At 43.3% G+C, this 21,280-nt stretch carries 16 protein-coding genes and 1 other annotated feature; of the genes, 10 read left to right on the forward strand and 6 right to left on the reverse strand.

The features are described 5' to 3' along the window. Window positions 1–24: 24 nt before the first annotated feature. Window positions 25–657, reverse strand: a complete 633-nt coding sequence (locus ACQKFG_RS12290) for a GNAT family N-acetyltransferase (protein WP_192206080.1) — start codon at window positions 655–657, stop codon at window positions 25–27. Window positions 658–1,002: 345 nt separating this feature from the next. Between ACQKFG_RS12290 and acsA the strand changes: the two genes are divergently transcribed. Then, the gene (gene acsA, locus ACQKFG_RS12295) at window positions 1,003–2,721 is read left to right on the forward strand and encodes an acetate--CoA ligase (RefSeq protein ID WP_192206079.1); all 1,719 of its coding nucleotides are present in this window, start codon (window positions 1,003–1,005) and stop codon (window positions 2,719–2,721) included. Between the two features lie 132 nt (window positions 2,722–2,853). On the opposite strand, the gene ACQKFG_RS12300 is transcribed toward acsA, so the two are convergent. After that, window positions 2,854–5,841 (reverse strand): transglycosylase domain-containing protein, encoded by a 2,988-nt coding sequence (locus ACQKFG_RS12300; protein ID WP_427559255.1) that lies wholly within the window; start codon window positions 5,839–5,841, stop codon window positions 2,854–2,856. A 149-nt stretch (window positions 5,842–5,990) separates the two neighbouring features. Beyond that, window positions 5,991–6,207: a binding site (T-box leader), on the forward strand. Window positions 6,208–6,273: 66 nt separating this feature from the next. Here ACQKFG_RS12300 and tyrS point away from each other — a divergent pair. Beyond that, a complete protein-coding gene (gene tyrS / locus ACQKFG_RS12305; protein ID WP_192206077.1) occupies window positions 6,274–7,530 on the forward strand; it encodes a tyrosine--tRNA ligase in 1,257 nt (418 codons plus the stop codon). 100 nt (window positions 7,531–7,630) lie between these two features. Here the strand turns inward: tyrS and rpsD are convergent, their stop codons facing one another. Together rpsD and ACQKFG_RS12315 are read right to left on the reverse strand one after the other, a co-directional pair. Continuing rightward, window positions 7,631–8,233 (reverse strand): 30S ribosomal protein S4, encoded by a 603-nt coding sequence (gene rpsD, locus ACQKFG_RS12310; protein ID WP_192206076.1) that lies wholly within the window; start codon window positions 8,231–8,233, stop codon window positions 7,631–7,633. Between the two features lie 507 nt (window positions 8,234–8,740). Next, on the reverse strand, window positions 8,741–9,220 hold the full coding sequence (locus ACQKFG_RS12315; protein WP_192206075.1) for a GAF domain-containing protein: 480 nt from the start codon (window positions 9,218–9,220) through the stop codon (window positions 8,741–8,743). A 154-nt stretch (window positions 9,221–9,374) separates the two neighbouring features. Between ACQKFG_RS12315 and refZ the strand changes: the two genes are divergently transcribed. Beyond that, complete coding sequence (gene refZ, locus ACQKFG_RS12320) at window positions 9,375–10,031, forward strand: forespore capture DNA-binding protein RefZ (protein WP_427559260.1); 657 nt, start codon at window positions 9,375–9,377, stop codon at window positions 10,029–10,031. A gap of 1 nt (window position 10,032) precedes the next feature. Here refZ and hisJ read toward each other — a convergent pair whose 3' ends face one another. Beyond that, a complete protein-coding gene (hisJ, locus tag ACQKFG_RS12325) occupies window positions 10,033–10,836 on the reverse strand; it encodes a histidinol-phosphatase HisJ (RefSeq protein ID WP_427559263.1) in 804 nt (267 codons plus the stop codon). A 168-nt stretch (window positions 10,837–11,004) separates the two neighbouring features. Here hisJ and ezrA point away from each other — a divergent pair, with 168 nt between their 5' ends. From ezrA to rarD, 7 genes are all read left to right on the forward strand, one after another. Next, window positions 11,005–12,699, forward strand: a complete 1,695-nt coding sequence (ezrA, locus tag ACQKFG_RS12330) for a septation ring formation regulator EzrA (RefSeq protein WP_353872322.1) — start codon at window positions 11,005–11,007, stop codon at window positions 12,697–12,699. A 232-nt stretch (window positions 12,700–12,931) separates the two neighbouring features. Continuing rightward, window positions 12,932–14,080, forward strand: a complete 1,149-nt coding sequence (locus ACQKFG_RS12335; RefSeq protein ID WP_192206071.1) for a cysteine desulfurase family protein — start codon at window positions 12,932–12,934, stop codon at window positions 14,078–14,080. Further along, window positions 14,077–15,288: a tRNA uracil 4-sulfurtransferase ThiI gene (thiI, locus tag ACQKFG_RS12340; RefSeq protein WP_214790982.1), complete on the forward strand. Its 1,212-nt coding sequence runs from the start codon at window positions 14,077–14,079 to the stop codon at window positions 15,286–15,288. The genes ACQKFG_RS12335 and thiI overlap by 4 nt, the downstream gene beginning before the upstream one ends. A gap of 82 nt (window positions 15,289–15,370) precedes the next feature. Then, a complete protein-coding gene (locus tag ACQKFG_RS12345) occupies window positions 15,371–15,577 on the forward strand; it encodes an alpha/beta-type small acid-soluble spore protein (RefSeq protein WP_125160175.1) in 207 nt (68 codons plus the stop codon). A gap of 436 nt (window positions 15,578–16,013) precedes the next feature. Further along, window positions 16,014–17,597 carry an acyl-CoA synthetase MbcS gene (gene mbcS, locus ACQKFG_RS12350; protein WP_427559270.1) on the forward strand — a complete coding sequence of 528 codons (1,584 nt, stop codon included), beginning with the start codon at window positions 16,014–16,016 and terminating at the stop codon, window positions 17,595–17,597. A gap of 152 nt (window positions 17,598–17,749) precedes the next feature. Continuing rightward, on the forward strand, window positions 17,750–19,351 hold the full coding sequence (locus ACQKFG_RS12355; protein WP_427559273.1) for an amidohydrolase: 1,602 nt from the start codon (window positions 17,750–17,752) through the stop codon (window positions 19,349–19,351). 80 nt (window positions 19,352–19,431) lie between these two features. Then, entirely contained in the window at window positions 19,432–20,361 is a 930-nt protein-coding gene (gene rarD, locus ACQKFG_RS12360) for an EamA family transporter RarD (protein WP_342614285.1), read from the forward strand. A gap of 68 nt (window positions 20,362–20,429) precedes the next feature. On the opposite strand, the gene ACQKFG_RS12365 is transcribed toward rarD, so the two are convergent. Beyond that, entirely contained in the window at window positions 20,430–21,257 is an 828-nt protein-coding gene (locus ACQKFG_RS12365) for a protein-glutamine gamma-glutamyltransferase (RefSeq protein ID WP_427559276.1), read from the reverse strand. Window positions 21,258–21,280 lie beyond the last annotated feature (23 nt).

The raw sequence follows: 21,280 nt of genomic DNA on the forward strand, positions 1-21,280 counted from the left end.
TCCTTCCTCCTCTTATTCGCCTCTTTAATACATAAACCGATTCATAAAACGCAATTGGTCGAACTTCTGGATGGATTCAGGCGGGACTCTTTTGCCGATACGGGCCATCAGGCAGTTGGCCGGGTGGGAACTGATTTCAGGATCATCTGTTGCAAAGTAGACCAAGCCACCCGCACTCATCATTTTTTCCATGACTTTGCGATAATCCCAAATATTCAGACCTGTCCCTTTCAAATCCCAATGCCAATAGTATTCAGTGGTGATGATGATGAAGTCTTCAACCGAGTCGTCTTCCATGGAAAGGCGGATCAGGTTCTTCCCGACGGAGGCACCCCGGTATTTAGGGATGACCTCGATTGCACCAAGCTCAATCAGGTCCTCCATCTTAATTTCCGACCAGCGCTCCAAGGGATCCGGATATAAGTAAGTTACATACCCCACGATCGTTTCATTTTCACGGGCGATGAAAATCCTGCCCTCAGGCAAGTCTGCAATCTCTATTAACGCTTTATGCTGCAAAGCAGGCGGGCGAAAGGCGACCAAATCTTCGTGAAACTCATAAGCGGACATTTTTTCGCCGTTCAACGGACCTTCAATGATGAGCGTCCCGCTCGATGTCTGCAGTTCTTTAGTATAAAAGGTCTTATTATATTCCATTCTTTCACCACCCTTGTTATGTAGTAATCTTATACTCTGGCATTCCGGAGTATAAGAAGCGTTGCTTTTAAAAACTGACCGAATGGAAAGCTTAAATAAATTATACATAAAAACAAGGGGCATAATTTAGAAAGTTCAACACATATATGAATCTTTTGTTACAGTACTCCTTCTTTCCCAGCCATCAACATGAATTCACCTTAACTCTAACATACTTGTCATTCTCAAAATTCAGCAAGCAGGATTTTCCCTAATATGGAAGCTCTCAATATTTTAAAAATTGAGAAAATTGCCTTTTTATACTATAATAAAAATATAGAGCCGAATGAAGGGGGAGTTTGTCGTATGAATGTGAAAGCGTTGCCAGTAGTGGAAGGTAATTTTAATTTAAAGAATTATGATGAAAAATACAAGAAGTTTGACTGGTCTGAGACGGAAAAGGAATTCTCCTGGTCTGAAACCGGTAAAGTGAATCTTGCATATGAAGCCATTGACCGCCATGTCGACACATACAAAAAGAATAAGGTAGCCCTTTATTACAAAGACGATAAAAGAAATGAAAAGTATACATTCAAGGAAATGAAAGATTATACGAATCAAGCGGCCAATGTATTCAAGAACATTGCCAATGTGGAAAAAGGTGATCGAGTTTTCATCTTCATGCCTCGCTCCCCGGAGCTTTATTTTGCATTGTTGGGTGCGATTAAAACGGGAGCGGTCGTAGGGCCGTTGTTCGAAGCCTTCATGGAAGGCGCAATAAGGGATCGCCTTGAAGATAGTGAGGCAAGTGTGATTGTGACGACACCTGAACTTTTGCCGCGCGTCCCAGTGGATGAGCTACCCCATTTAAAGCATATTTTTTTGGTGGGGGAAAATATAAAAGAAGAAGGAAAGTACCATCACTTCAATAAAAAATTAAAAGAAGCCGACAAAAATTTCGAAATTGAATGGGTGGATCGGAATGACGGTCTGATTCTTCACTATACCTCCGGTTCCACAGGCAAACCAAAAGGAGTGCTTCACGTCCATAATGCGATGATCCAGCATTATCAAACGGCAAGATGGGTCCTTGATTTGCAGGATGAGGACGTGTATTGGTGCACAGCGGACCCTGGATGGGTGACAGGGACGTCTTACGGGATCTTTGGACCTTGGCTGACAGGAACCTCGAATGTCATTGTAGGCGGGCGGTTCAAGCCTGAATCCTGGTACAAGACCTTGGAAGACTTTGGTGTCACGGTATGGTATAGTGCCCCAACGGCCTTCAGGATGCTGATGGGCGCAGGTGACGAAATCGTTAAGCGGTTCGATTTAAGCGCTCTCCGCCATATTTTAAGTGTCGGTGAACCGTTGAATCCGGAAGTGGTGCGCTGGGGAATGAAGGTATTCAATCACCGTATCCATGATACATGGTGGATGACGGAGACCGGGGCTCAGGTCATCTGCAATTATCCTTGCCTGGAAATCAAACCGGGTTCGATGGGCAAACCGATTCCTGGTGTGAAGGCGGCGATAGTGGATGATCAAGGCAACGAGCTTCCGCCGCATAGAATGGGGAACCTTGCCATCAAGAAAGGCTGGCCTTCGATGATGAAGACGGTCTGGAAGAATGAAGCGAAATATGAATCTTACTTTATGCCTGGTGATTGGTATGTTTCGGGAGATTCCGCATATATGGATGAAGATGGTTATTTCTGGTTCCAAGGCCGTGTTGATGATGTCATCATGACGGCAGGGGAAAGAGTCGGACCTTTCGAAGTGGAAAGCAAGTTGGTCGAGCATCCTGCCGTAGCTGAAGCGGGGGTCATTGGTAAGCCCGATCCGGTTCGGGGGGAAATTATCAAAGCGTTTATCGCCCTTCGTGACGGATACGATGCAAACGAAGAGTTGATTGAGGAAATTCGTACATTTGTAAAGCATGGTCTAGCAGCGCATGCGGCACCTCGTGAAATTGAATTCAGGGATAAACTTCCTAAAACAAGAAGCGGTAAAATCATGCGCCGTGTCCTGAAAGCTTGGGAACTTGATTTGCCAACTGGTGATTTATCATCGATGGAGGATTGAGAAACTGAGCCGTGCTGATTATTGAAAAGGAAAAGGCATCCATGAAAGGGACAATGGATGCCTTTTTGGGAGATTATAAGGAAACAGGCTGTCGGGCGAACCCGACAGCCTGTTTTAGTTCAAGAAAGAGTGTCATTCTTCCTCTTCTTCAGCTTTATCCGTTTCTTTCTCTTTATCATTGACTGTGTCTTGATCTTTGTCGGTCTCTTGAATTTCTTTATCTGTATTTTCCTTGTTTTGATCTTTGTCTTGAGCTGGCTCTTTATCTTTATCCGTTTCTTTTTCTGGTTCTTTATCTTTATCTATATCTTTATCTTTATCCGAACCGTTCTTTTCTTTTGAGTCCGGTTTTTTATCTTCGTTAGCTACTTTATCTTTTCCGCGATCATCTTTATTTTTTGCGGAATCTTCTTTCGAACCTGTCTTTTTAGCGCCGCTTTCAACACGTTGAGAAGGGGCTGATTCTTTACCGACTATGTCTACGGCCGTTACGTAATAGGAACCGCCTGAGCCGACTTTGTAAACAAGACTCCCGCCAGCATTGATGCTCGCCACTTTTTTGCCGTCTTTATAGACACGATAACCGACGACATCTCCTTCATGATGCAAGCCCCATGTAATCTTATCGTTACTGATCGTTATGGATAGGGGATCTGGTGCTTTGCCATTATCATTCAATTTTGCTTTCGCCCCGACAACATTTCCTGATTTTTCGCCTCCAGGAATCACGGATCCCGGGTCATCGACATATTCCAATCCGATATCTGCATAGGAATCGGGATTCAACATGAACCCGCCGCTTGTGAATTCGCCAGGCGTTTGCGGGAGGGCTGCGTAGCGTTTGCTGCCGACTGATACATATTGTCCATCTATGAAACTATCATCCGCCCTGGATGGAGCATATTTGGCGATGAATAAATCTGATTTTACAAGACCTGCCTTTTGGCATGCACTTGAAGGCAGCAGTCCTGAAACGCCACAGAAGGAACGGCTGACAATTCCGCCCGGCATTTCAAACCGCTTATCCGGGTCGATGAGTTTAGGATCGACTTTGTATGCGGCATTGATCAGATCTGCCCAATAATACATATTACGTTTATTATATTCCAGACCATTATAGGTCCCTTGCAAGGATTTCGGTGTGTCATAACCCAGCCATGTACCGAATGATACATTAGGGTTGGTTGCGACGAACCAAGCGTCCCAATAGTTTTGTGAAGTTCCGGTCTTACCTGCCCAATCACTTGAGAAAGCAAGTCGGTTCCTGACCGAAGCGGCCGTCCCGCTGTTTACGACATCACGCATCATATCAAGCGTCAGGTAAGCGGCTTGAGGAGAGAATACTTCCACTGGTTTCACTTTATGTTCATAGATGACCTTGCCATCCTTCGATACGATCTTATCGATCATATAAGCATCGATGAACTCCCCTGAATTGGCAAATGTGCCAAATGCATTGACATTTTCTTCAACGGTCACACCTTCGTCCATGGCACCTAATGACATGGCAAGATTGGAGTAATCCCCTTTCGTCACGGTGGAGAATCCCATCTTCTCCAAATAGGAAGCGGGGCTCTGGTTGATTATTTTCTTGTAAAAGAGAGCTGCCGGGATATTATAGGAATTCTTCAATGCCTCCCGGGCTGTCGTTACTCCCGTATAGCTTCCGCCGCCATAGTTTCCTGGACGCCACATTTTTCCTGCTGGAATGGAAATGGGTACGTTGGCCGATACGCTTCCAGGTGAGATTTTTCCTAACTCGATCCCTGGGCCATATACGAGCAGCGGCTTCATCGTTGATCCGTTTGATCGGAGTGATGCGGTAGCATGGTTCGTCTGTTCCCGCTTGAAATCACGGCCTCCTACAAAACTGATGATTTTTCCTGTTTTATTTTCGATTAGAATGGCCCCGGCTTCAACGGGCTCACCCGCTTTATCGTATCCAAAATTTGGATAGTTTTTCGTAACTTCCTGCATTTTATCATATACCTTTTTATTGACCGTCGTATAAATCTGATAGCCGTTTTGACGCAGCTTACGATCGGCAAGTGCTACATATTGATCTTTTAAATCATCATTCTTTAAATCTTTCTCTTCATATCCATCTTCTTTTGCCAGACTGACAGAAAGGATTTCGATGGAGCGTTTTTCGATTTCATAGGTGAGCCATGGATATTTCTCGGATGGCAACGCCTTTTTACCGATAAAGTCTTTTGTTATGTCGTATGCGATTGCTTTATCATATTGCTCTTTTGTTATGTATCCATTACTATACATCCGTTTTAAAACCGTTTTCATCCGGTTAATGCCGGGCTCTTGATTTTCTTTCAGTGTTCCTTTCTGGGTATATGGTGTATATCCGAAAGGGCTTTGCGGCAATCCAGCGATAAACGCTGATTGGGGCAGTGTGAGATCTTTGGCCTCCACGCCAAAAATACCTTCAGCGGCGGACTCGACTCCAGCGATGTTACGGCCTGAAGAGTTTCGTCCCAAAGTGGAGACGTTTAAGTAGGTTTCCAAAATCTCTTCTTTTTCAAAGAACTTTTCGACACGGAGTGCAAGCAGGATTTCTTTTGCTTTCCGGTCAAATGATACTTCGTTGGTCAGTACCTGGTTTTTAATGAGCTGCTGTGTTAAAGTGCTTCCTCCCGATTGGACGGACGCATTGGTAAATTCCTGGTAAATAGCACGCAGGATGGCTTTCGGGACAACCCCGTCATGTTCATAAAAATACTCATCTTCTGTAGCGATGACTGCATTTTTAAGATACTCGGAAACTTTATCGATGGACACTTCTTCACGCTCAAGGTCACTCTTAAGCTTGCCCAAGTATACGTTATCCGCAAAGTATACCTCAGAGGTCTCTTCATAATTGTAGATGTCCTTTTTTAAATCTTCCTTTGAGCGTACCGGCTCATCATTGACGAGGGCAGCGAAATAGCCGGCTCCGACGCCGCCGGCGAATGAGAATCCTAGGATCCCGACAATAATGAGGATCAGCGTTAAATTCCAAATGACTTGGTATGTAACCCGCGCGTTCTTTTGTGTTTTTTCATTTTGAAAAAAACGGGTCAGCTGCTTCCAGACTGTTTGAAATCTATCTTTTTGATTATTATTCATAGTATCATACCCCCTGAAATCACATATATTATAGCATATAACAGGTAGGGGAAAGGGCATCTTTCTTATTTTTCTATAATCCGTAAGGGTGATGTTGACAAGGATTCTTATGTATGATAAAAGTTTATTAACAACAATAAAATGATGAAATGATCGCGATGATAGGACCCAGTAGTCAGACTATCCCTGTTTCAGAGAGCCGGTGGTTAGTGGAAATCGGTACAAATGGTATGATGAATTACTTCCTGGAGCATTTGCTGTGAAATGATTAGTAGCAGGAAACGGTTGACGACCGTTATTCGTCTTGAGCGGAGGGCATATTATGTCCTCAAGTTGGGTGGTACCGCGAATTCATTCGTCCCTTCATATTTATGAAGGGGCGTTTTTGTGTGTTTTTTGCGGTTTTTTTCTAAGATGGAGGAGGAATATTTAATGGAATTGCTTAAAGACCTCGAGTGGAGAGGGATTATTTATCAACAAACGGATGAAGAGGGTTTTAAGGACCTTTTAGAAAAAGAAAAGATTTCTTTATACTGTGGTGTCGATCCAACTGCGGATAGTATGCACATCGGACATCTATTGCCATTCTTGACATTGCGCCGTTTCCAGCAGCACGGTCATCGTCCACTTGTGCTAGTAGGCGGTGCGACTGGACTTATCGGTGATCCAAGCGGTAAAAAAGAGGAACGCCAGCTGCAAACACTGGAAAAAGTGCTTTATAATGCAGACTGCATAAAAGGGCAGCTATCCCACATCTTTGAATTCGACGGTGATAATGGTGCGGTCATGGTCAATAACTATGACTGGATAGGTAAAATCGATATGGTTACATTCTTGCGTGATTACGGGAAATACATCGGCATTAACTACATGCTGGCAAAAGATACGGTTGCTTCCCGCTTGGATACGGGAATTTCCTTTACTGAATTTGCGTACACGATCTTACAAGGAATTGACTTCGGTCATTTATACAGCAATTTCAACTGTAAATTGCAAATTGGCGGCAGTGATCAATGGGGCAACATTACGACCGGTCTTGAAATGATCAGGAAATCCAATGATGAGAATGCTAAAGCATTCGGTATGACGATCCCGCTCGTAACGAAAGCGGATGGAACGAAATTCGGTAAAACGGAAGGCGGAGCGATTTGGCTTGACCCGGAAAAGACGACTCCGTATGAATTTTACCAATTCTGGATCAATACAGCCGATGCTGATGTTGTGAAATACCTGAAATTCTTCACATTCCTATCTCGTGAGGCGATTGAAGAGTTAGAGCAATCTGTACAGACCGAACCGCATTTGCGTAAAGCGCAAAAAGCATTAGGAGAAGAAATGACACGTTTGATTCATGGTCAGGAAGCTCTAGACCAAGCAATCAAAATCTCTGCCGCCCTATTCAGCGGTGAGGTGAAGAATTTAAGTGCAGCGGAAATCAAATTGGGCTTTAAAGATGTCCCTAGCTTTGAACGTGAAAGCAAAGAAGATATCGGTTTGGTCGATTTAATCGTTGAAGCGAAAATTTCGCCATCCAAGCGTCAAGCCCGTGAGGATATTCAGAATGGGGCAATCTCCATAAATGGGGAGAAAGTGACTGATCTGCAATATGTAGTGACGGAAGCTGCCAAGATTGAAGGGGAGTTCATCCTCGTTCGTCGCGGCAAGAAGAAATACACATTAGTGAAATGATTATTCAAAGCCCGGCTGAATCCCAGCCGGGCTTTGTCTCATGCAAAGGTGTTTAGGTGCAAAAAAAAAACCCATCCAAGGATGGGCTTTTTTGAAGTTATTAACGAGAGTAGAACTCAACGATAAGAGCTTCGTTAATTTCAGCAGGCAATTCAGAACGTTCTGGTAAACGAGTGAAAGTACCTTCTAATTTCTCAGCATCGAAAGTAAGGAAATCAGGAACGAAGTTAGTTGCTTCAACTGATTCTTTGATGATTGAGAAGTTGCGTGATTTTTCACGAACTGCGATTGTTTGTCCAAGAGTCACTTTGTAAGATGGAATGTCTACGCGGCCTCCGTCTACAGTGATGTGACCGTGGTTAACAAGTTGACGTGCTTGACGACGTGTACGAGCTAAACCAAGACGGTAAACTAGGTTGTCAAGACGTGATTCAAGAAGAATCATGAAGTTTTCACCATGAACACCTTTAAGTTTGCCAGCACGGTCGAACATTGAACGGAATTGACGTTCAGTGATTCCGTACATGTGACGAAGTTTTTGTTTCTCTTGCAGTTGCATTCCGTATTCAGAAATTTTTCTGCGTTGGTTAGGACCATGTTGTCCTGGAGCATAAGGGCGTTTTTCTAATTCTTTACCAGTACCTGTTAGGGAAATTCCTAAACGACGGGATAGTTTCCAGCTTGGGCCAGTATAACGAGCCATAGGATGACTCCTCCTTTAAATGTTTTTATTTTGGTAAAATAAAAACCGTGTGAATGTACGATCATGACCATTTTGTTTTCATGTACCTTCGCCCTAGCAGCAGAGAGTTACGAGATACACCTCTGTATTGAGGAACAAAATGAGAACATAAAGGCTGTCACATAGGCTGCAATATTTTACACAAGGAGTATTGTATAATATTCTGCTCAATGAGTCAAGGACAGTTGTGATTAATTAAGGAATGGATAAAGAGAATCACAGGAGGAAAGACAATATATTAAAAAAATGCAATTTATATAGAGAGGTTTTTTCCATTGTAAGCGTAATGATGTAATGAATCCAAAAATTATGGATGGTTTGAGACATTTCTTGGGTGCCTATGCCATGGGTGGTTCAATCCTGTTTCTTTGCTGAAAATGTCAAAAGGGTCGCTGAATTCAGGAAGGAACGGGTACTTGTACAAGTAATGGAAAAGGGAGCAGGCAAGGTTTGCCGCTCCCTTTTACTTTATAAATGATTGGAAAGGATTTCAGCGAACTTCTCCAGTCCATGCTGGTCCATTTCATCGAAACGGTCCGTTATCGGGCTGTCGATATCGAGGACACCGAGCAATTTGCCATCCTTCATGAGCGGTATGACAATTTCAGATCTTGATGCCGCATCGCAGGCGATATGTCCAGGGAATTGATGGACATCCTCTACACGCAGGGTTGTTTCAGTTGCAGCTGAAGTCCCGCATACGCCCTTGCCCATTGGAATGCGGACACAGGCTGGAAGACCTTGAAAGGGTCCTAGAATTAATTGGCCTTCTTCATATAAATAAAAACCTACCCAGTTAATCTCATCGAGAAATAGATTAAGTAAAGCTGCCGCATTGCTTAAATTTGCTATCCGGTTCGTTTCATCTTCGATTAAGGCAAGTAGTTGTTTTTGGACCAGTTCATAGTTTTTTTCTTTTTTTCCTTGATACATTTCGACATTAAACAAAAGCGTTCACCTGTCTTCCGCATATTTTTACAGCACTATCTAATCATGATGCTTTATTGTTGGGAAATTGTCGAGAAATTACTAAAGGATTCAGGCTCTTCCGTGAAGAAGTAGTCCACAAGACTTGTCTCAAAGAAAGCGAGGGATTGCCTGAATGAATCGCCAGACGCCAACGAAACAAGCCATTGTGGAAGCTGCATTGCATTTATTTCATTTAAAAGGCTATCATGCTACATCCATACGGGATATTGCAAATAAAGCGAAAGTGAACGCTGCAAATATTGCCTACTATTTCAAGAATAAACAGGGGTTGCTGGAATTCTGCTTCATTTCCTATTTAGAAGAGTATATCCTGGTCCTTGAGAAGAACATGACATTGCTCGAACTTAAAGGCCCGCAACATTGCTTGATGAATCTTGTAAAGGATATTCTCGCTTTCCAGAGGGAAAACTTCCTTGCTGCACGGTTCATATATGGGGAATCTTCACTAGATTCCAATTTAAACCGCGAAATTCATTCGACTTATTTTACTAAGGAAAAGTCTTATTTTCAATATATTTTGGAACAAGGAATCAAGAGCAGGAGTTTCCACCAAGTATCCGTTCCCATGTATATGCTGCAGTTGAAGGGTTTATTGACGGCCCCTGTCCTGCATACCCATTATGCGATGGAGGTGCTTCACGTCTTCCCGCAGGAAGCCTATTACACGAATATTTATGCCAATGAAGTCGGACGTTTTCTGCAAGATACCCTTTTCAATGCCGAAGACTTCCAGCCACTGTTAGCCGGCCGGCCTGAAGTGTATACATGAGTTATCCTTTATACCCTGCAATCAGTGCCTGATGGCCCTGACCCAAATCTTTAGCCTGATGGGCATCGGAACCGTAAATAAGCGGAATGCCGAGATCTAAAGCACGTTTTGCAAATCGTTCAGGGGGATAGGGCTCACCGCATAGCGGCTTTACAAGCCCGGCTCCATTATAATCCAGTTCATACCTTTGATCCTTGATCATATCGAGAACCTTGTAAACCCGCTCGTCAAAACTTGATGCCGGCGGATATCGATGCTGGAATTTATGGACAAGCGTAATGTGCCCGATCCGTTTTGGTTTATATATGCCTAAATCAGCTTTTATTGATTTTTCCAGTGTATCGTAATATTTGGTATAAACCGATTCCACTGAACCTAGTTCATTGGCAATCTCACTAAACCCATCATCGCTGAAATCGATGCAATGCCAACTGTTTTGATGCTTGATGAAGTGGACGGAAAGTATACTATCATCAAGGAATTCACCGATTTCGTCGAGGAATGCTTTTGTTTCATTTTCATACCCCTCTATAAAGTCAACCTCCAGGCCTGTTTTGATCAGGATTTTGTCTTTATAGCGTTCTTTCAGTACGCGGAGCTCTTGAAAGTAATCCAGGAGCAGGGCAGCGTCCATGCCGCTGTCTTTTTCAGGCGTAGGATCTTGAAAATTTCTTGGCAATGGAGCATGTTCCGTAAATGTGATTTCCTTTAATCCTAGCTCGATTCCCCGCGTAATATATTCATCGAATTTATCCGTAGAGCCGTGTGGGCAAAACGGAGTGTGCACATGACCGTCAGCTTTCATGGTTCTTCCCTCCCAAAAAACAGGTATTTGTAGCAATTTTCTACAAAAAAATCATTTTTCTCGTCAAAAATTATTGCTAACATGGTATCATAAAAGCATTAAATTTAACATTTATAAAATTGATATATAAACGAGCAAGACTGTAAGGACTAGAACAGGGGGCTTACCATGGATTACATAATTGGGGTAATTGTATTAATTTTGATTTTCATCATTTGGGGTTATTTTTTCAAAAAGAGATATTTTAAAGAAATCGATCGACTGGAATCCTGGAAAATAAGCATCACGCACCGCCCCGTGCTGGAAGAGCTTTCTAAAGTCAAACAATTGAACATGACAGGTGAAACAGAGGAAATGTTCGAAAACTGGCGAATTGAATGGGACGCCATCATTACGGATCATATGCCCGAAGTCGAAGAGCTTTTATTCGATGCCGAGGAATTCGTCGATAAATACCGTTTCAGCCGATCAAAAGAGGTACAGCGCAAAATTACAGTCAAGCTGAATGAAATCGAGGAAATGATCAAAAAGATCTTATATGAACTGAATGAACTCGTAGGCAGTGAGGAAAAGAATCGATTGGAAATTGAGGATATCAAAGAATCCTACCGTCAATTGAAGAAATCCCTGCTTGCGCACAGGCATAATTATGGGAAAGCGGCTGATAAGTTGGAAAATTCCTTGGATGAAGTATTGCAAATCCTCCAGAAGTATGAAGAAGAGACCGTGAACGGCAATTATTTGAATGCGAGGGAGCTAGTTCTATCCATTAAGGAAAAATTGGCGGTTCTGTCAGTTAAAATGGAAATGCTCCCAAAATTATTGGTGGATAGCCAATCAGAGCTGCATTCCCAGCTTCAGGAATTGAAGGATGGTTATGAGGAGATGTCAGGACAAGGGTATCTGTTGAGCCATATCCAATTCGAGCAGGAAATATCACGGCTTGAGGAAGAACTGGAACTTTATAAAACACAATTGGACAATGCCGAAACGGAAGCCGTGGAAAAAGGCATTAATGAAATGCGCGAAAGCATCGAGGTTCTTTATGACCTTTTGGAAAAAGAAGTACTTTCAAAACAGTATATTTTGAAAAATGATGAAGTTCTCAGAAAAACGTTAAGTGACCTTGAATATGAAAACGATAAACTTAAAGTTGAAACCATACATGTTCAACACACCTATCATTTGACGGAAAATGAGCTTGATGCACAACGGAAAATGGAAAAGCAGATTGCCCAGATTTCGAAACGCCATCAATTGCTTGTCTTGAAAATGGAGGATAATGTGATGGCAAGCTCCCTTATCAGCGAAGAGATGCAGGGACTGTCGGAACAGCTGAAGGAATTGCAGGAAAATCAGAAAGACTTTACCCTTAAATTACAGGCTTTGCGAAAAGATGAAATGGATGCCAGGGATGCATTGGCCGAATTGAAGCGCAAAATGGTCGATACTGGACGTTTAATTGCAAAAAGCAATATTCCAGGTCTTCCAGAAGAGTATAAAGTGGTGCTTCAGGACGCCAAAGAAAGCATGGACGATGTTCAGGGGAAACTTGAAGAAAAGCCGCTTGACATGGCCGCTGTTTATATTTACTTGGAAAAGGCGGTTCAACAGGTGAATAAGGTCCACGAAAAAGCCAATGAATTGATCGAACATATGTATTTGGCCGAAAAGGTGATCCAATTCGGAAATCGCTATCGCAGCAGTCACGATATGGTAGCCGAGAGCCTTAGGGAGGCCGAGGCCAAATTCCGAAGCTACGAATATCAAGCCGCCTTGGAAACGGCAGCCACGGCCATAGAAAAGGTCGACCCAGGCAGTTTACGAAAAATCGGGACGAACATAGAAGAAGTCCTTTCCTAAAAAACCCGCCATGGCGGGTTTTTTCTTTTACAGGACGCTGCAATAGACTAGGCAGGAAGTTAAATCGTTCTGCGGGACTAAAAAAAGCAGGTCTCCTATCATTTCAGTGGACCAGTGTTTTACATTCTCTTTCAAATTCAATTATGTTAATATTAGAAGTTGCAACAGCAACATTGAAACTTATATTCAGTAGAGTGACCATCATAGATACAAAAACATGGAAGGTGAACCCATGATTTATTTTGATAATAGTGCAACAACAAAACCATATCCCGAAGTAATCGAATCATTCATGAAGGTTACTTCGGACTATTTCGGGAACCCCTCTTCGCTTCATGGACTTGGGGTGCAATCCGAAAAACTGCTTTCCGCCGCAAGAAAGCAGGTCGCTGATTTACTAAAGGTGAAGAGTTCGGAAATATATTTCACTTCCGGGGGGACGGAAGGAAATAATCTTGCCATCAAAGGGGCCGCCCAATCTCAGGGAAATCGCGGCAAACACATAATCACGACTGCGATTGAACATCCTTCTGTTGAAGATGCATGCCAATCATTGACGAAAATGGGCTATGAGATCACATATCTTCCCGTTAACGAATGTGGGCAAATTGATGTAACGGATCTTAAGGAAGCATTGAGGGAAGATACCATTTTGGTTTCCGTCATGCATGTTAATAATGAAGTTGGCTCGATACAGCCGATTGCTGAAATTGGTAAATTGTTAAAACAATACCCAAACGTGCTCTTTCATGTCGATAATGTACAGGGAACAGGCAAAGTTTCGTTATCATTGCGCGAAGCCAATGTGGATTTATGTACAATTTCCGGCCATAAGGTTCACGGCTTGAAGGGGACGGGCATCCTTTATGTTCGTGAAGGCGTTCGGGTCGATCCGCTTTTCCATGGTGGCAATCAAGAAACGAAAATCAGGAGCGGCACTGAAAATGTTGCAGGAATCGTCGCCCTATCGAAGGCTTTGCGTATTAGTATGAACAATCAATTGCTGTATCTTGATAAGCTGCAGCAAATCAAAACATATTTATATAAAGGCTTGAAGGAAATGGACGGGGTAATGGTTAACAGTCCTGAAGAGGGTGCACCCCATATTGTGAATTTTTCCGTTCCGGGGCTTAAATCCGAGGTATTGCTGCATGCACTTGAATCGGAAGGAATATATGTTTCGACGACCAGTGCCTGTTCTTCGAAAAAAAGGACGGTAAGCAAAACGGTGGATGCGATGTTCCATAATACAGCCCGTTCCGAAAGCGTCATCCGGATCAGTACTACCTATGGCAATGAAATGGAAGAAGCAAAGCAAGTTCTGGCGGCGATACAGAAAATAGTCGCTAATTTAGAAAAAATAATGAGGGTTGCAAAATGAAATTTGATCATATAATTATCCGTTATGGAGAAATCTCCACGAAAAAAAGAAACCGCAAAGGCTTTGTAGACAAAATGAAGGCACATATCCGCTGGAGTTTAAAAGATATAGAAGGTGTAGTGCTCACTGCCAACAGGGAGCGGATGTACGTTCTCCTGAACGGTGCGGACCATAAGCCTGTCATTGAGCGGTTGAAAGGCATTTTTGGAATTCAGTCATTAAGCCCTGCAATAAAAATAGAGCGTGATCTGGAAGTGATGAAAACGGCAGCACTGTATTATCTTAATCATACTCTTGAAGAGGTGAATACGTTCAAAATCACGACAAAACGCGCGGATAAGGATTTTCCATATAATACAGATGAAATTAACAGGGCAATCGGCGGGCATTTACTTCGAAATACAGAAGATTTAAAAGTGGATGTAAAGAACCCTGATTTGAACCTGCTAGTGGAAGTGAGACGCGAAGCCGTGTATTTGACAGGTGAAATCATCCAGGGGGCAGGCGGTCTTCCATTCGGTTCAAGCGGGAAGGCGATGCTGATGCTTTCAGGCGGGATTGATAGCCCTGTTGCGGGATTCCTTTCGATGAAACGGGGATTGGACGTCGAAGCGATCCATTTTTATAGCCCGCCGTTCACAAGCGAACGTTCACGCCAAAAGGTCATTGATTTGGCAGGCAAGCTTGCAGAAATAAATGGAAGCATGAAAGTGCATATCGTTCCATTTACGGAAATCCAATTATTGATTCAAAAACAAATCCCGGAAAACTACTCAATGACTACAACCCGGCGTTTAATGATGCGGGTCGCCGATCGAATCCGTGAAAAGGAAGAAGCCATGGCACTGATTACCGGTGAAAGCCTTGGACAGGTTGCGAGCCAGACGATGAGCAGCATGTTTGCCATCAATGAGGTGACGAATACACCGATCCTGCGTCCGCTGATTACCATGGACAAGACAGAAATCATCAAAATTGCGAGAGAGCTCGATACTTTTGAAATATCCAATCTGCCGTACGAGGATTGCTGTACGGTCTTTACGCCGGCAAGCCCAAAAACGAAACCGAAACGTGAAAAAGTCAATTACTATGAAAGCTTCGTCGACTTTGAATCCTTGATTGAAAAAGCGGTCTCCGAAACTGAAATATTAACGGTTAAACCTGGTCAGACTTTCGATAAGGAAGAAGCGATGGAAGACCTATTTTAATATCCTGTAATTACCAATAAAATTGTGCGAATGAAGCCATGTGTTTTAACACACTCTATAATCACAAGGAGGTGAAAAACACATGGCAAACAACAACAGCTCAAACGAATTATTGGTACCTGGAGTTGAACAAGCTCTAGAGCAAATGAAATATGAAATCGCTTCAGAATTCGGCGTACAACTTGGTGCCGACACAACATCTCGCGCTAACGGTTCAGTTGGTGGAGAAATCACAAAACGCCTTGTTCAAATGGCTGAACAACAATTAGGCGGAGGATTCAACAGATAATTTAATAAACATGGCTACAGAGAGCGGGTTCTAACACCCGCTCTCTTTATTTTTGTTGGTCGTGGCGGCCGAATAAAGTGCGGGCCATTATTTTAAACAAGACTTAGTAATACTACATGATTCTTCTACTGTTTTAAATAAAATGAAAACTCACAGGATTGAAGAAATTTGCGACACCCCTGCCGAAAAACTGGCTGGCCGAGACCCCACAGACGCTTGCTTTGATGAGGCTTGGCAGACAGTCGGCGGATTTCTGAAATCAACTGGAACGGTTTTTTTAGTGAAAACTGGATGTTCATCGAATTTGACTACAGTTTACAGAGGGCGGGTTCTAACACCCACTCTCTTTATTTAATTGTAAAAATAAATAGAAATATTAGAGAAGTATCTTGTATAATGAGTAGGTACTAAGAGTTCATAATTGGAGGGGAAGAATATGAAGCGTGAAGACTTATTGGCTCCGGAACATTACAACTTAGTTAGTGAAATGGAACGTTTTGCAAAAGATCCAGAAAAAGTTGCCGTCCTCTGGGAGAACGAAAATGGGGATAAAAAACAACTTACATATGAGAACTTATTAAAAAGTGCAAATAAAATCGGAAATGCCTTCAAGAAAAAAGGACTGGGTAAAGGTGATACGGTCCTTATCATAATCCCTCGTTTGGTGGAAGCTTATCAAGTGTATTTAGCCGCATTGAAAATTGGCATGATTGTCATACCTTGTTCCGAAATGCTTCGTGCGAAGGACTTGCAGTATCGAGTCAACCATGGTGATGTCAAAGGAATCATCAGTTACCATGAATATACTCATGAATTGAATGAAGTAGAAGGGGCGGAAAACCTCCTCAAATTTTCAATCGGAAAACGAATCGAAAATTGGCTGGATTTGAATGAGCTTGCCGATGAGGAATCAGATCAGCTGCCCATGGCCGACACGAAGAGTGAGGATATGGCGTTCTTATCATATACTTCCGGAACGACAGGAAATCCAAAAGGGGTCGTCCATACACATGGATGGGCTTATGCCCATTTGAAAACGTCTGCGGCAAACTGGCTTGGCATAAGCGAAACGGATGTGGTTTGGGCAACGGCAGGCCCAGGGTGGCAAAAGTGGATCTGGAGTCCTTTCCTGGCGGTTCTAGGAACGGGAGCGACCGGTCTTGCCTATCATGGGAAGTTCGAGGCGAAAAAATATCTTCAGCTGCTTCAGGACTACAAAGTGAATGCATTATGCTGCACACCGACCGAGTATCGATTGATGGCAAAGGCGGATAACCTTGATGACTATGATTTATCCCATCTTCATAGTGCTGTATCAGCGGGAGAGCCTTTAAATCAAAAAGTGTTCGAGGTCTTTAAAAACCATTTCCATATTGAAGTGCGTGATGGTTATGGACAGACCGAAAATACCCTGTTGGTAGGGGTAACGAAAGGCATGGATATTAAATTGGGCTCCATGGGCAAACCGACTCCGGGCAACCATGTGGAAATCATTGATGATTCAGGCAAACCTTGTTCTCCTGGCGTAGTGGGGGATATTGCCGTACATGTAGATACACCTGCTCTATTTAAAGAATATTTTAAAGATCCGGAGCGGACATCACAGCAGTTCCGCGGGGACTATTATATTACCGGCGACCAAGCGAAAAAGGATGAAGATGGTTATTTCTGGTTTGAGGGTCGATCTGATGATATCATCATCAGCTCGGGATATACGATTGGACCGTTTGAAGTGGAAGATGCACTCGTGAAGCATCCATTTGTTAAAGAGTGTGCCGTTATAGCAAGCCCTGATGAAATAAGGGGAAATGTGGTCAAGGCATATGTAGTCTTGATGGAGGATATCGATCCGAACAGTCAAGGCTTGATCCAGACGCTCCAAACGCACGTGAAGGAATTGACTGCCCCATATAAATATCCAAGGAAAATCGAATTTTTAGAAGAACTGCCCAAAACGACATCAGGTAAAATCAAACGGGTGGATTTACGGAAAAGGGAAGAAGCACTCCTTAACAATTGATTGAAAGCACTACCGTCAGCCCCAACGGCTGGCGTTTTTTTTATTACAGGTACTTGGATAAAAGCATAAATATGGGATTCCGTGATATGAGATGGTACACTTACTGCATATCTGCACAGTAACAATCATTTAATAAGGAGTGTAAAGCCGGAATGGGAACGTTATGGTTCAATGGGTCGATTTATACGATGATTAAAGAAAACGATCAAGTGGAAGCAGTCTTCACTGAAAAGGGGGTAATTGTTGATACCGGCAGCCAGGACTATTTGAAAAATGAATATGCCGGCAATATTTCCAGGGAAATCGACTTAAATGGACAAACGATGCTGCCGGGGTTAGTGGATAGTCACCTTCATTTGGTCGGGCATGGTGAAAGGCTGCTTCGTTTAGACCTCTCTTTGATGGATAGCAGGGAGGCCATCTTGAAATCCTTGAAGGAAAAGTGCTCAAAAACCCCGGCCGGAAAGTGGATTGTTGCCGAAGGGTGGAATGAAAATGAATGGCCGAGTCCTGAATTGATATTACGGGATGAGCTTGACGAGATATCGACAGAACATCCCATCGTATTGAAAAGGATTTGCCGTCATGCCTTGGTGGTCAATTCCCGCGCCCTATTGGAAGCGGATATTAAAGAAGATATAAAGGAACCTTCAGGCGGGGTGATCTGCCGTTATCCTGACGGGCGTTTAAATGGTTTATTTAAAGAAAGTCAAGCGCAGAACTTTATTTTAGACAGCCTTCCCGGGATTGATCAAGAGTATATCGAAAACGCGCTCACAGAGGCCATAGAAGACGCATATAAGCTAGGTTTGACAGGGGGGCATACCGAGGACCTTTATTATTACAATGGCTTCATGCCGGCATATCAGGCGTTTAAATCGGTTATCGAGGACCGGGGAATGGCCTTTCGCGCCAATTTGCTCGTCCATCACGAAGCGTTTGAAGAAATGCTGGCAGCAGGCGGCGGCTATCAGAAAGGTACGCGATATATCAAATTTGACAGCATGAAGATATTTACCGACGGCTCCTTGGGCGGCCGCACAGCTCTGTTGAGCGAGCCTTATGTAGATCAAAAGGATACGAATGGAGTCGCGATATTCACTGAAAACGAGCTTCAGGAATGGGTGAAAAAAGCAAGGGATGCCGGAATGCCGATTGCTGTACATGCGATTGGCGATCTCGCTTTTGAATACGTCCTGAATGCAGTAGAAGCCCTCCCGCCAATAAAGGGGCAGAGGGACCGGCTCATCCATGCGCAGATTGTCCGGCCGGAGCTGTTGGAGCGGGCGGCAAAACTGCCGGTAATCTTTGATATCCAGCCGGGTTTCGTCCCGTCCGATTTTCCGTGGGTGGAAGAAAAGGTTCCAGCCGATCTACTGGAATCCTCCTATGCCTGGAAAACCTATTTGAATTTGGGCATCATTTGTGCGGGAGGGTCGGATGCACCCATTGAACCATTAAATCCAATTTTGGGCATTCATGCAGCTATCACAAGGAAGAAAATCAACAGTGATGACCCAACCGTATATGGCTTGGGCGAAAGGCTTTCCGTATACGAGGCTTTCTCACTGTATACAAAAGGGAGTGCTGCAGCAATCGGCCAGGAAAAGCGCCGCGGTGTGATCAATGAAGGGTACGATGCTGATTTTACCGTATTTAATCTGGATGTTTTTGCTGTGGCGCCGGATGATCTCCTACAAGCAGAGGCGGTCATGACGGTCATCGATGACAAAATCATGTATGATAAAAAATAACAGTTGCAAAAAAAGAAATGGAAATACAAAATTATTAGATGGAATTAGATAAAGGAATGTAAATGGAAAGAAGGCTTGTTATGAAAGTGGATGAACAAAAAGAAGGGGCAATCTATGCAGCCCTTTCTTACATGATGTGGGGAGTCGTGCCGATTTACTGGAAGTTCCTTCAGGGAGTCGGTGCAACAGAAATTTTAGCTCAGAGGGTATTATGGTCTTTCGTGTTCATGCTGGTTTTATTGATGTTCATGAAAAAATGGCAAGCGTTTCTTGATTATGTCAAAAACATAATGGGAAATCCCAAACTCTTTACGGCATTACTAACGGCGTCACTGCTTGTTACAGCTAATTGGGGAGTGTTCATCTGGGCCGTTAACTCAGGACGGATCCTCGACACGAGCCTTGGATATTATATCAATCCGCTAGTCAGTGTACTATTGGGAGTGATAGTCTTAAAAGAAAAACTGAGCCGGGCCCAAATCATTTCATTCCTGCTTGCAGGAATCGGAGTCTTGATCCTTGGCATTCATTTCGGCACCATCCCGTGGATCTCTCTTGTTTTGGCCATGACGTTCGGATTATACGGTCTGGCAAAAAAAATGATCAAGGCCGAATCGGCGATCGGGCTGACGCTCGAAACGATGATGGTAACGCCTCTTGCCCTGGGTTACCTGATATACTTGATGAACCAATCAGAAATGCAATTCTTTACAGAGGGAAGCACAAGCTTGCTGTTGGTGGGCGGCGGGATTGTCACGGCATTGCCTCTTTTATATTTTGCGAAAGGGGCGGAGAAGATCCCGTTATCGATGCTTGGCATTTTTCAGTATATCGCTCCGACCTTATCTTTATTGATCGGGGTATTCGTCTATCATGAAAGTTTTACCAAAGCACACCTTTTAGCCTTTTTGTTCATATGGTCAGCCTTGGCTGTTTATACATTATCCATAACGAAATGGGGTCAGGCAAGTGCCCGCAGGTTCAAAGGCAAAGGGAATATTGGTGCGTGAATAACAAAAAATGCTCGGAGATTTCTCTCCAAGCATTTTTTTATGCCGGTTAGGAGAAAATGCCCGGGTCATGAAAGGTAAAAACTCGAACCTATTTCTGATACAATACAATTGGAAAGGCTGACAGGACTGTAATCGGACTTTGCACGGGGGATATGTTGTTGGAATTGACTATAGAAGGAACTATCCAGGAAAATGATATGATCTGTCAGGAATGCCGATATGGTGGCGAACGGCTTTCTATTGCTATTTAATTCATCGATGATTCCCTGTGAACTGGTAATCCCGATCCCGTGGCCATAAAAGAGGTCTTTTCCTAATAATATGGCATTTTCACCTTGCCATTCAGGAGTTGCCAGGTCGTGATCAGGGTTTTTGAAGTAAAGGCAATCACCTGGTAAATAATCCCTTCCTTTATGAACGATGAGTTCCATATTTTGTGGAGGGTGCCAGTCATATAAAACTAGGTTTGAAAAAAGGTCGTCGAAATTCCTAGGGCCGATCAAATCCAAAATGGCCTTTAAAAAAGTGACGACTATTGCAGTCCCGCATTCAAAAGCATAAAGCCCTCCATTTATGAAAATGTCAACGAGTGCAGCATGAGGGAGAACTCCTGGCTGAAGGGTAAAAGTGCCATCCTTTGAAAGGCGCCAATATTGTTTATTGGATGCCGATTCCTCAAGTGTGGAAAATTCTGCATTACTTTTATCCAACGCAATAGCTGCCGCAATGACCCGGTTCCTCAGTTGTATCTCGAAATTAAACTTTCTAAAGTTCCGATATTCAAAAATGTTGGAATCCTCCGCCAGCAATTGGACGATTTCAAGTGATTTAGCAGATGCTATTCCTGGTTGGATTTGACTGACATCTAACCGTTTGTGATTAATCTTTATCATGATCATATCCACCTTTTACTTAT

Source organism: Peribacillus sp. NPDC076916, assembly GCF_050269675.1.
Classification (GTDB): domain Bacteria; phylum Bacillota; class Bacilli; order Bacillales; family DSM-1321; genus Peribacillus; species Peribacillus aracenensis.